The organism is Terriglobus sp. 2YAB30_2 (genome assembly GCF_052114765.1).
Taxonomy (GTDB): domain Bacteria; phylum Acidobacteriota; class Terriglobia; order Terriglobales; family Acidobacteriaceae; genus Terriglobus.
The window spans coordinates 395,529-407,070 of the sequence record NZ_JBFRFJ010000002.1; the positions used below are offsets into that span (position 1 = coordinate 395,529).

Below are 11,542 nucleotides of genomic sequence, written 5' to 3' on the forward strand. Positions count from 1 at the left end.
ATTCACAAACCATGTGCGGGGATCGCGCCCTTCTCCCATGCGCTTTTGTCTGCCCACGCTTGCACCGTCTGCATGTCGCTTATGTCTCCTGGATACACGGGAGGACGCCTTCTACAAGCGCGGGCAGTTATTCTTTTTGTATGAGGTACGCAAGTCTTCCGGGAGAACTCAAGCGCCGTCTCAATCGTTCGGCGCTCAGCTCAAGCCAGGAGCGGGACCAGGCTTTCTATAAGATGATCCGTTCCATACCAAAAGGGCGAGTCTCGACCTATGGCAAGGTTGCTACAGCAGCTGGCTATCCTCTCTACCATCGCGCCGTAGCGAAGTTTCTTAGAGGAGAAATCGGTCTAAGCATTCCCTGGCAGAGGGTTGTCGGTTCCGGCGGTGAGATCAAGCTCCGTGGAGACGCTGCACTGGAACAGCGCCGACGTTTGGAAGCAGAGGGCGTGGTCTTCAAGGGCAAGCGTATCGACATGGAAGTCTATGAACAGGTTTTTCGAACATGGGAGACCGACTAGGCTTCTACCTCACAACGGCCAGAGCTAACGAATGTTCGATTGTCAAAGGGGTTTGATTCCGGGCTTGCTCCTGGCAAAGACCGTTGATCTGGAAACCATCGTGCAAGTCGCGACCGATGCCGGACGGGAACATAGCCGGCGTGCCATGTTCGAAACAGCCGCTTGTAAACTTGACGCATGGCTGCCAAGACTCTTCTGCAAGCAAAGCAAATCAATCACGGCCAATCGGAAATCTGGCTCGAAGCCGACGGAAAAGAGATTACGCCGCACCGGACCCTGGCAACGAACGAAGTCGTGAATATTGTGCGCAATTCTACACCTGAGGATGTCTTCAAAGCGTTCTATGCCGACTACCATGTTGCGCTCGAACACGTCGCATCGCTCGACGCACAGAATCTGGATGTCATCGCGGCCGAGCTGAAACTCAAAGCCTCATGAATACCTTGTTGCCAGTCATTGGCTATCGAAAAGGTTCACTTGTTGATTGCTGATCGGTGTTGCGTCCACTAAGCGAGCTTTCATCTTTGACGCTGGAAGAATGCGGAGCAGATGAACAGGCGGTCTTTCCGAAGGCGCAAGATACTCCTCATAATCTCGCGGCTCAAGAAAGGTCGTCATGCGGTCATGAATCGGGGCCATCAGCTCGTTTGGCTCCCCGGTCAGAACAGCGAACGTCTTTTCCCAATGATCCGTCTTCGGATTCTTCCAGAGCTTCCAAACGGCGGCCATACCGAACGGATGCTGACCGGGAATCGTGAACTCATACTTTGGTTTCTTCTTACCTTTCTCGGCTTCCTTCCATTCGTAGATGGCATCGCCAGGCAGAATGCACCGTCCCGTGAAAAAAGCGTCTTTCCAGAACTTCGACCGCTCGATGCCTTCTGATCGTGCATTGAAGAGCAAGCGGTCGGGCAGCTTGAACGCCCAGCGCATGAGCTCGATCTGTCGTTCGCCATCGTCGTTGGTGTAGATGACAGGCTGCATGGACTGGGGGCGCAGGTCGTCTCCTTCATCGAAAACGCTCTCGTCCAATCCTGCGTTGACATGAAATGCCGTCGCAATACGCTGCTTGTCTGATCCTCGTTTGAACCGTCCGCACATGCTAGGTCTCCCTCACGACTTTGCGCGGATCTTTGTCATCGCGCATACCGGTAAATTTGGTGTGGCGCAGGTGGTCGGCACCTGTCCATTCCAAAAACTCAAAGTTTGCGACTGCTTCCGGCTTCAGCCACACACACTCTTTCATCTTCTCGGCGGTAAGTCCCTGTCCCCAACGTCCAGCTTGTTTCTCCGGTAGATTTACGAACGGACATTTTTCTGTCTTCAAGTGTTTGATCTGCTCGAAGACCTCGCGCCTGGTTGCGGGAACGAAACCGGCACGCACACGCGCGGCGTAGTAAAGATCGCGCCCACGATAGAAACCGATGACGAGTGAATCGAAGCCGTGTGTACCAGGGACGTAGCCGCCAATCACAAACTCCTGCCCAAGATTGACACGATGTTTCGACCACAGGCCGGTCCGCAGACCTGGTTGGTAAATGCTGTCAGTGCGCTTGGCTACGATCCCTTCCAATCCGTGAGAGCGAACGAACTTCAACATCTCAGTAGCGGTTTGGTCGGATACTTCCGAGAGCGCCACATGATCGGCAGGTGTGATGACGGAGCGCAGGATATTGCGCCGCTCGGCAAGCGGCAGCATCGTTAGGTGACGATCCCGAAGCACCAGAATGTCGAAGGCGTAGTAGATGATGTGCTCTTCGGCGGAGCGGAAGTTCTGAAGCATATTGAAGTTCGGCTTTCCGTCCGGGCCGAGGGCGACCAGCTCACCGTCAATCACGGTGCCTTGCGGAACCCGATGGAGCGCTGATGCGATATACGGAAACTTGGCATTCAAGACGTTCTCACGGCGCGAATACAAGGTCGTCTCGGTCCCGGCACGGACGACCTCCAGACGATAGCCGTCTAGCTTCAGTTGATACGTCCATTCCGGCCCCTCTGGGACAGTGGAGACCGGCAGGCATTCCATCGCTTCGATGAAAGCGACCATCCGCGCTCGCGATGGTGGTTTTTTGACCATTCCGACTCCCTCAAAGGTAAGTACAACCTCGCGTTCGCGAAGGCTTTCTTATCGTCAGATGCTTTCTCTCCTGAGAGATAGCCGGAGGTTGAAATGGCAGATGACAAGAACAATCGTGGTCCGGCAGACCGGGCCAGAGTCAATATCCACGAGGCGTACGAAGTGGAGTATTGGAGCAAGGAATTCGGTGTGACACCGGCTAAGCTCCGGGAATTGGTCGGCAAGCATGGAGTCATGGCTGCGGACGCTCGGCAAGTAAAACGGTGTGGGCCTAGGCCCACACCCAAGAAAGTTTCTCCTTCTAATTGTTGTACTTAGCTTCTGATTGCCACGCTTTTAGTGCAAGCGGCGCTTGACTGGCACCACTCTAGATAGGCGAAGATATGGCGAAGACGCTATGACTTCGTCCTCCAGTCTTCGGGTACAGATCGAAAGCGCCCTGGCGCACAAGATGCCATCGGCTCTGACTCCGCGTGCGCGTGTCGTCCGTCCTACGACACCCACCGGAATTCAGGCGGTAGATGCGCTTCTGGAGGGCGGTCTGCCGGTCGGCGCCCTGACGGAGATCGTTGGGCCGGAGAGTTCCGGGCGAACATCGCTTGCTCTCTCTTCTGTCGCGAAGCTCACGGCAGGGGGCAAGGTCTGTGCCTGGGTCGATGTCGGCGACATGCTCAAGCCGGAGTGCGCGGCGGCTGCGGGGATCGCTTTGCCGTATCTGCTTTGGGTGCGTTGCGGCATCTTCCGCGAAAGTGTCCACACGGCGCCGGTTCGTTTTGAACTGCCGCAAAGTTGTTTGGTGCGTCCTGAGCCGATCAAGGGTCTGCATGGTGGAGGGTGTGGTACACATCCCCGCCAAGAATCGAAGAGCGTAGCTCGGGCGCTCGAAGGATTTTTCGGAACGGAGAGGCCGAATAAAGATCCCGTTGCTAGCGCACCTTCAAAAGCATTTGGCCATACGGTACGACCGGCACAAGACGCTCGATCTGCCGCGCCCCTTTCGCCATGGGCGCGTATTGAACAGGCGTTGAAGGTGACCGACCTGTTGTTGCAGGGCGGCGGCTTCAGTGCAGTGGTGCTGGATATGGCAAGCCTGCCCGCGAAGTACACCAGCCGGATTCCTCTGGCGCATTGGTTCCGCTATCGTGCTGCGGCGGAACACTCACGTTCCAGTGTCCTTTTGCTTTCGCAGCACGCCTGCGCGAACAGTAGCGCAGGACTAGTGCTTCACCTCGACGGATGCAGTGAATCATCGCAACGGAAAACGGTGCTGACCGCAGGCACACATCGGCTACAGGTTCATCGCCAGCGCTTCATGCAGGAAAGCAATGTCATTCCTATGAAGAAGCCGGTAACGAAGATTACGACGGCAGAGTGGGAGACACATGCAGCGTGGGCGGGACGCCGATGAAAGCGCCTGAACTCTACGCCGCGCTCTATGTAAGAGAGTTTCCAGCACAGGCAGCCTTGCGCCTGCGGCCTGCACTGCGAGAACAACCCTGCGCGGTTCTGGACGGCATTCCACCAAGTGAGTTTGTGTGCGCGATGAACACCAAGGCGCGGGCTCGCGGCGTGCGGCATGGCATGACGCGCGTGGAAGTGGAGACCATCTCATCGGTCATTGCGCTGGCACGAACGCCACAGGAGGAAGCACACGCGCAGACGATCGTGCAGGAAGTGGCCGGAGGCTTCACGCCGCGTATCGAAACACGTACCTTCGAACGTGCCTTTCTGTGCGTCCTCGACATCAGTGGAACGGAGTCACTGTTTGGACCCCCCCGACAACTTGCGCAAGAACTCCTGAAACGAATCCGTTCGCTAGGCATGGCGGCCACGATTGCTGTGAGTGGGAACTTCCATGCGGCGTGGTGCATGGCGCGAGGCATGTCAACAAAAGCTGCAATCACTGTCCTCCCGCAAGAGAAAGAACGGGACGCACTCGCACCGCTACCCCTCGCCGTGCTCGAACTGAACGAAGCGCAGATGTCTACGCTTTCGTCGTGGGGTATTAGCACGCTGGGCAAACTCGCAACGCTTCCTGAAAAGAGCTTGATCGCACGATTGGGTCAAGAAGGAAAACGCCTGCACCAGTTGGCCGCTGGCGAGCTTCCACACTTGTTTCAACCGGGGGAAACACCGTTCACCCTGCGCGAAGAGATGGAGTTGGACAATCCCATCGAACTGCTCGATGGCCTGCTCTTTCTGTTGAATCTCATGCTGGAGCAGATAATCCGCCGCGCTAGTGATCGCATCCTCGCGCTGGCATCGGTCTCTGTTTCTCTCGCACTTGAAGGTGGAGCGACGCACACACGCACCGTGTCTCCGCCCTCACCCACCAATGAACGGTCTCTCTGGCTGAAGTTGTTGCAGATGGAACTTGAGGTGCATCCGCCGCAAGCCGCTATCCTGCATGTCGTGCTTCAGGCGGAGTCTGGACATATCAGTAAGGTCCAACTCGGTCTGTTCTCTCCGCAGTTACCGGAACCTGGGCGACTTGAAGTGACATTGGCACGCATTGCCAAGATCGTAGGCGAAGATGCGGTGGGACAAGCCGTGTTGCGAGACACGCATCAACCGCGCGGCTTTCGCATGGAGCGGTTCCGAGTGCCCACTACGATGCCAGCGCCTACAGAGGTCGATGTAGTGCGTATCGCGTTACGCGAGCTGCGGCCATCTGAACCTATCGCAGTTCAACTCAACTCTGGAATGCCTTTCAGTCTTCGATTCCGCAATGAGCCCTACCGTGTGGACGCGGCCTATGGGCCATGGGTCATCGGGACGGACTGGTGGAATCAGGAGCATTGGGGACAAGCCCAATGGGATCTTGTCTTGGCAGACGCGAGTGATACGAAGCTGCGTTGCTGCATCATCCGCGACCTCAAACAACACTGCTGGCAGATGGCAGGGTTCTATGACTGAGTACGTCGAACTTCACAGCGCGAGCGCCTTCAGCTTTCTGGAAGGGGCATCCCAGCCCGAAGCCCTGATCGAACGAGCGACTGAGTTGGGGATGCACTCGCTGGCCCTGACGGATCGAAACGGAGTCTACGGCTCGGCACGTTTTCATACGGCGGCGAAGCGCGCTGGATTGCAGGCCCATGTGGGCGCGGAAATTGCCGTCGCCAGTCTTGGTCCAAGGCTTGCGCCGCCAAAGTGGTTGCCGCATCAATTCGGCATCGAACCCGCGCGTGTCTCTCTGCTTTGCGAATCGCAGACCGGCTATCAAAACCTGTGCCAGCTCACGACGCGGTTCAAGCTGCGGGAGAAAGGCAAAGCCGAGGGCTCTGCATTACTTCGCGATCTTCAGGAGTTCTCCGAAGGTCTGATCTGTCTCACTGGAGGCGATGAAGGGCCATTGGCCGCCGCACTCGTCAAAGGTGGTGCGGAGGCAGGCCGGGAGACGCTGGAGAAGCTGATATCCGTCTATGGTCCGCGCAATGTGTACGTCGAATTGCAGCGGCACCAGGAGCGTGAGGAGGAATGGCGGAATCAGGTTGCGATTGATCTCGCTCAATCTCTCAAGCTGCCGGTCATAGCAACGAACGGCGTTCGCTACGCCACGGCCTACGAACGTGAGGTGCTTGACCTCTTCACCGCGATTCGACATCACACCACGCTTGACCATGCGGGACGCCTGCTGGCGGTCAACGGGCAGCGTCATCTTCGCTCCCCGCAGGAGATGGTGAATCTCTTCCGCGATGTGCCGGGGGCAACCAACAACACCCTGGAACTGTCGTCGCGCCTCGAATTCCAGCTCGACAATCTCGGTTATCAGTTTCCCGCGTATCCGGTGCCGCCCGGCGACACGATGGACTCCTTTCTGCGCAAGCGCGTGGAAGAGGGCGTCATCCGCCGCTATGGCCCGAAACGAAATGCCGATCTGATGGCACGAGCGCGTAAGCAGGTGGAGCACGAACTCGCGCTCATTGCGAAGCTGGGCTTCGCTGGTTACTTCTTAATCGTTTGGGACATCGTTCAATTCTGCAAGCGCAACGGAATTCTCATTCAAGGCCGTGGCAGCGCCGCCAACTCGGCCGTCTGCTATGCGCTCGAAATCACGGTCGTTGATCCGGTCGGGATGGAACTGCTGTTTGAACGATTCCTGAACGAGAGCCGGAACGAATGGCCGGACATCGACCTCGATCTGCCCTCGGGCGACAAGCGCGAACAAGCAATTCAATACATCTACGAGCGCTACGGTGAACTCGGCGCAGCGATGTGCGCCAATGTCATCACCTACCGCGGGAAGTCTTCTGCGAACGAAGTAGGAAAGACCCTGGGCTTCGATCGCGAAGCTCTGCGGCGCCTGTCCGGGCTTGTAAGTCATTTCGAGTGGCGCGGCCCTACGGACACGATGGCGCACTCGTTCGACAAGGCGGGATTCGACATCTCGAATCCACGCATCGCCAAGTACCTCGAACTCTGCACACGCATTCAAGACCTGCCGCGCCACCTCGGACAACACTCCGGGGGCATGGTGATCTGCCAAGGTCAACTGAATCGGGTCGTGCCGTTGGAACGGGCGTCCATGCCAGGCAGGACGGTGATTCAGTGGGACAAGGAAGACTGCGCCGACATGGGGATGATTAAGGTCGATGTGCTCGGCCTGGGCATGATGGCCGTGCTCAAAGACTGCACCGAACTCATCCCCGAGCATTACGGAGACCAGATCGACCTCGCGCAGCTCCCACAGGATGATCGTGTGTATCGCACGCTGCAACGTGCAGACACCATCGGCATGTTTCAGGTGGAGTCACGCGCGCAGATGGCATCGCTTCCGAAGAACTGCCCGGAAAAGTTCTATGACCTCGTGGTGCAGGTCGCCATCATCCGCCCCGGCCCCATTGTGGGAAAGATGATGCACCCGTATATCCGGCGACGCCAGGGTATCGAGCCGGTGACGTATTTACATCCGGCACTCGAAAAGCCGCTGAAGCGAACCAAAGGTGTCCCGTTATTTCAAGAACAGTTGCTCATGATGGTGATGGCGATCGCGAACTTCAGCGCATCGGATGCCGATGAACTGCGACGCGCCGTTGGGATGCGTCGGTCCTGGCAACGCATGAAGAATCTGGAGTCGAAGATGCGTTCCGGCATGACAGCGAACGGTATCGCTCCTGAGGTACAGGAGCAGGTCATTGAGCAAATCGGTGCTTTCGCTCTGTATGGCTTCCCGGAATCTCATGCTGCGAGTTTTGCGATGATCGCGTATCAGTCCGCGTACATCAAGGAACACTACTTGGCGGCGTTCACGGCTGCGCTCCTGAACAATCAACCGATGGGCTTCTACAGCGCCGCTGTAATTGTGGAAGATGCGCGACGGCATGGCCTACGCGTGAAAGCCATCGACGTGCAGGTCTCCGATTGGCAATGCTCGATAGAGCATGAGGCTGACTTCAGCAAGTCATTGCGGCTTGGTCTCGGATATGCCAAGGGACTAAGGAGGCACATTGCCGAAGCATTGGTGAAGGCCCGCATGGAGGGCGGAGCCTTCCGCTCGATAGAAGATTTGACCCTGCGTGTGCCATCCCTGAGTCGTGGGGAGCTGGCTCTGCTTGCTCGCATCGGAGCACTCAATCAACTGGAGGGAGTGGCACATCGCCGTGATGCGCTATGGCAGGTGGAGCGAGCGGGCAAACTCGAAGGGCCGCTCCTACGACAGCAGAGTGATTGGCTCAAAGAAGAGGACGCAACGTTGCCGCTCGATTCAATGAGTGATGAGGAGAGATTGGTCGCGGACTACGCGGGCATGGGACTCACGGTGGGCCACCACCCGATGCATTACCGACGCAAAGAGCTGCGATGCCGGGGCTTTCTGACAGCCACGGACCTGCAACGCAAACGAACGGGAGAATACGTGCGGACGGCTGGACTGGCGATTGTGAAGCAGAGACCCGGCACGGCGAATGGGATGGTCTTTATGTCCATCGCGGATGAGACGGGCATCTTCAATGTGATGGTCACGAAAGAGTTCTTTGAGCGTAATCGTGAGACGGTCGTCCTCTGCAAGTTCATTAGCCTGGAAGGTCCGCTCCAAAACGAAGGTGGAGTCGTCCACGTACGCTCCACGCGCATGTCTCCGTTGCCGCAGCGGGGATTGGAGGTCGAATCGCATGACTTCCACTAATGGATCGCGCGTGGGCGGCTTTCGGAAAGAAGTGGATCAGGAGCGATTAGGACCGACCCTAGCAATCGCCGCCAGTCTTGTTCTGGGAATCAGAACTGCGAAGTGGCCTGCAACCCATAGCGAGGGTTTGTCCGATTCAGATTGGGATAAGGAGATTGAGCACAGCGTGCGAATCGCGAGAACTGTGCTTTCGCATCTGACGACGAGGCATCCTGAGTTGTTTCGTGCCCGCGAAGTACCTTGGTATGTGGCGACGGATGAAGATGCCCCACGGTAATGAGGACAGGAGTAAAGGTAATTTACAGAGCAATGTCGAGATAAACATTTGCAATCTGATTAGACTCTTTCTCTATCAGAATGTGCCCATCACAACGTGTCGTAAGGACTCTCCTAAATTTGTTCCCCGGCCAAGTGACACCTCGGGCGTGCTTGGCGTAATCATGTTCTTGGCTCTGATGAACGAGATTCTTATCCGAGAGAAGGATCAAGTCGGGTGAGCAGTATCTAAATACAGTTTCGCAATAGCCTGCATGCCGTCCGTGATGAGATGCGATGAAGATCGACGTTCTCGAAAGACATGCGCGAAAAGACGCATCTTGTAAAAGAGCTTCCCACCCGTCTGACTCCAGATCGCCTGGGACCACAATGCCAAAGCCTTCGTACTCCATAAACGTGACAAGACTTAGATTGTTTGTATCCAGAAAGCGAGGATGCCGGTTATAAAAGTAGGTCAACCGCACGCCGCCGTAATCCATAGGTACTTGCAGAGGCGTTGTCCATCCTTCGTGCATCTCAAGTGCAGAGGTCATAGCAGCGGTGACAACACCGCCAGACATTTTCTCTTGACGGATAAACGCTGACGGAACCGATGGATTGCGAGTAATGGAACTGATGAATGCCTGCCGACGAATAGCAGGCAAATCGCACACATGATCTTGGTCGAAGTGACTCAGGACCAAATTGTGAATGTTTACAATTCCTCGGTCTTTGAAGTATCGAGAGGGATAGAACTGCAATTCATCATCGTAACCACAGTCGAAGAGAATTGAGGCCCCTGACGGTGTCACTGCATAAGCACAAAATCCATGGCCGACGTTGAAGATTAAGAAGCGAAGCATTACCAGTCTCCCTTCCGTACATGGTGTCCGTTAGACTGTGTTCCGTGAACTGGTACACCACAGATCACTGCGGAAACCTCCGACAGCTTGATCGACTATCTAATCTTGACTTTGTTGCGGGACTTCGGAAATAACCTTCGCGCTCTCCAACGCGAGGACATTTGAAACAAGATGCGTTGCAGCATTACGTGCGGCGAACATTACTATCAGGTATTCGACAATTAACAGCAGAACTCCGATGACGTCCCGTTTGACTGGAACGTCGAAGAAAGCACTACAGGCTATACCGACCACGATGAAAGCAGCAGCGAGTGTTGTCATCTCTCGAAATCGCAAATAAGCACCATGCGCGTCTTCGACGGAAGTGTCCGCAGTATGAGTTCGATAAATTCTGTACCATAGCGCGGTTTGCTCTGCACATTCAGTGGGGAATGGCCCATGCTTGGTCAGAAGTTGTTTCATGTCGACCCGCGGGTCACGGTGTCCAATAACAGTGAAAGCTCTGCTGGATGGCAAACAACGTCTGCCTGTCTTCCAGAAGACAATGGACTCTTTTGCAGTCCGGGGCATCGCCCAACCGATAGTGCCTGTGACCAGCGTCAGGAACGCCGGAACGGCGATCAGCTTTCCGACTATGGTCCAGTTGCCCTTTGAAAGCTCCTGGAGAAGATTGAGAAGCTGAGGAAGCCCCAACGCGATCACGCCTAATGCAATTGCATTTGAAACGACAAAGGTAATCAGTTGAGGTTGGTTCTTTTGTTTGAGAGACTTTGCCATACCGTCCTTTCACTTCTCGATGCCATGTTTTCGAAAGAAGGGCCGGAGAGCCTCGCGGTTTGCGAGAGCAAGATGTTTTCTAGGGTTCTCTGCTTTTTCTAGAAGGCCAAGGTGCTCCAAATGATAAAGAAGAAGCGCTTCTTGGACACGCAGGATCAAGCGTCCGCCTTCCATGCAGTAGTCGGCTTCGACAACCTTGCGCTGGTCAGTTGAGAGATCTGGATGAGGGACGATGATGGCCTCGACAAAATCGTGCCAATCGGCATCATCTTTAGGATCAATCGCAGAGACGTCTCCCAGATGGATCGCATACACGCGTCCTAATACAAAGTCCCGAAACTCATTGCGGGTGTGACAGAACGCCCTCACATGCCAGCGGCGCCCGTCGAATCCTAAAGCGTGCGGAGACACCAGGCGTGAAGAAGGGCCGGGATGGCTCATCGATTGGTACTTGATCCGAATCGACCTCCGCTCACGCAACGCCAACAACACAGTTTGGAGCACTAGTGAATCGACCGACCTCGCCGGGTCGCGGACGATACCGGTCACGGGTATCCAGCCAAGGAACGACGAGTTTGCGTTCATTGCGCCGGTCGATGTGGCCCAAAGGCGGGTCAAATACTCTTCTGAGGAATCCCGAATAAGAAGTGGCTTGAACGATTCGCTTGCTATATAGGTCCTCTGCAAGACGTCGTATACGGCGTTCGTTGGCGCAAGCTCCCTGTAGCGCGCGAAATCCAAAGACGCTTGTGGAGTCGAAATGGAGAAGTAATTTACCAAATCGGTGCGATTGACTCGTCCGTCCCACAGTAGGCGAAACTCAATGAATTCCAACCGCCGTTCTTGTCCCCACCTTGCCGGTAAGAGCTGATTTTCCGCCAAACCCACCCTCTTTTCCACGTTTGTTCGCCATCTAAAAACTAGATGG

Annotated in this window: 11 protein-coding genes; 6 read left to right on the forward strand and 5 right to left on the reverse strand. The window is 55.7% G+C overall.

The genetic code is table 11. From position 1 onward, the window contains the following. Window positions 1–140: 140 nt before the first annotated feature. Complete coding sequence (locus AB4Y89_RS04345; protein ID WP_442299666.1) at window positions 141–518, forward strand: MGMT family protein; 378 nt, start codon at window positions 141–143, stop codon at window positions 516–518. Window positions 519–695: 177 nt separating this feature from the next. After that, window positions 696–956, forward strand: coding sequence for a hypothetical protein (locus tag AB4Y89_RS04350; protein WP_442299668.1), 261 nt, complete (start codon window positions 696–698; stop codon window positions 954–956). 15 nt (window positions 957–971) lie between these two features. Here AB4Y89_RS04350 and AB4Y89_RS04355 read toward each other — a convergent pair whose 3' ends face one another. Both AB4Y89_RS04355 and AB4Y89_RS04360 read right to left on the reverse strand, forming a co-directional pair. Beyond that, on the reverse strand, window positions 972–1,619 hold the full coding sequence (locus tag AB4Y89_RS04355; protein WP_442299670.1) for an SOS response-associated peptidase: 648 nt from the start codon (window positions 1,617–1,619) through the stop codon (window positions 972–974). 1 nt (window position 1,620) lies between these two features. Next, window positions 1,621–2,595, reverse strand: coding sequence for an ATP-dependent DNA ligase (locus AB4Y89_RS04360; RefSeq protein WP_442299671.1), 975 nt, complete (start codon window positions 2,593–2,595; stop codon window positions 1,621–1,623). A gap of 93 nt (window positions 2,596–2,688) precedes the next feature. Between AB4Y89_RS04360 and AB4Y89_RS04365 the strand changes: the two genes are divergently transcribed. The 4 genes from AB4Y89_RS04365 to AB4Y89_RS04380 all read left to right on the forward strand — a co-directional run bounded on the left by AB4Y89_RS04365 (window position 2,689) and on the right by AB4Y89_RS04380 (window position 8,719). Further along, entirely contained in the window at window positions 2,689–2,913 is a 225-nt protein-coding gene (locus AB4Y89_RS04365) for a DUF3606 domain-containing protein (RefSeq protein ID WP_442299672.1), read from the forward strand. A gap of 79 nt (window positions 2,914–2,992) precedes the next feature. After that, complete coding sequence (locus AB4Y89_RS04370; protein WP_442299673.1) at window positions 2,993–4,003, forward strand: recombinase RecA; 1,011 nt, start codon at window positions 2,993–2,995, stop codon at window positions 4,001–4,003. Further along, the gene (locus AB4Y89_RS04375; protein ID WP_442299674.1) at window positions 4,000–5,511 is read left to right on the forward strand and encodes a DNA polymerase Y family protein; all 1,512 of its coding nucleotides are present in this window, start codon (window positions 4,000–4,002) and stop codon (window positions 5,509–5,511) included. The genes AB4Y89_RS04370 and AB4Y89_RS04375 overlap by 4 nt, the downstream gene beginning before the upstream one ends. Continuing rightward, on the forward strand, window positions 5,504–8,719 hold the full coding sequence (locus AB4Y89_RS04380; protein WP_442299675.1) for a DNA polymerase III subunit alpha: 3,216 nt from the start codon (window positions 5,504–5,506) through the stop codon (window positions 8,717–8,719). The genes AB4Y89_RS04375 and AB4Y89_RS04380 overlap by 8 nt, the downstream gene beginning before the upstream one ends. 299 nt (window positions 8,720–9,018) lie before the next feature. On the opposite strand, the gene AB4Y89_RS04385 is transcribed toward AB4Y89_RS04380, so the two are convergent. From AB4Y89_RS04385 to AB4Y89_RS04395, 3 genes are all read right to left on the reverse strand, one after another. Then, window positions 9,019–9,837 carry a ComEC/Rec2 family competence protein gene (locus AB4Y89_RS04385; RefSeq protein WP_442299676.1) on the reverse strand — a complete coding sequence of 273 codons (819 nt, stop codon included), beginning with the start codon at window positions 9,835–9,837 and terminating at the stop codon, window positions 9,019–9,021. Between the two features lie 99 nt (window positions 9,838–9,936). Continuing rightward, on the reverse strand, window positions 9,937–10,614 hold the full coding sequence (locus AB4Y89_RS04390) for a hypothetical protein (RefSeq protein ID WP_442299677.1): 678 nt from the start codon (window positions 10,612–10,614) through the stop codon (window positions 9,937–9,939). Between the two features lie 9 nt (window positions 10,615–10,623). Continuing rightward, window positions 10,624–11,448, reverse strand: coding sequence for a helix-turn-helix transcriptional regulator (locus AB4Y89_RS04395; protein WP_442299678.1), 825 nt, complete (start codon window positions 11,446–11,448; stop codon window positions 10,624–10,626). Window positions 11,449–11,542 lie beyond the last annotated feature (94 nt).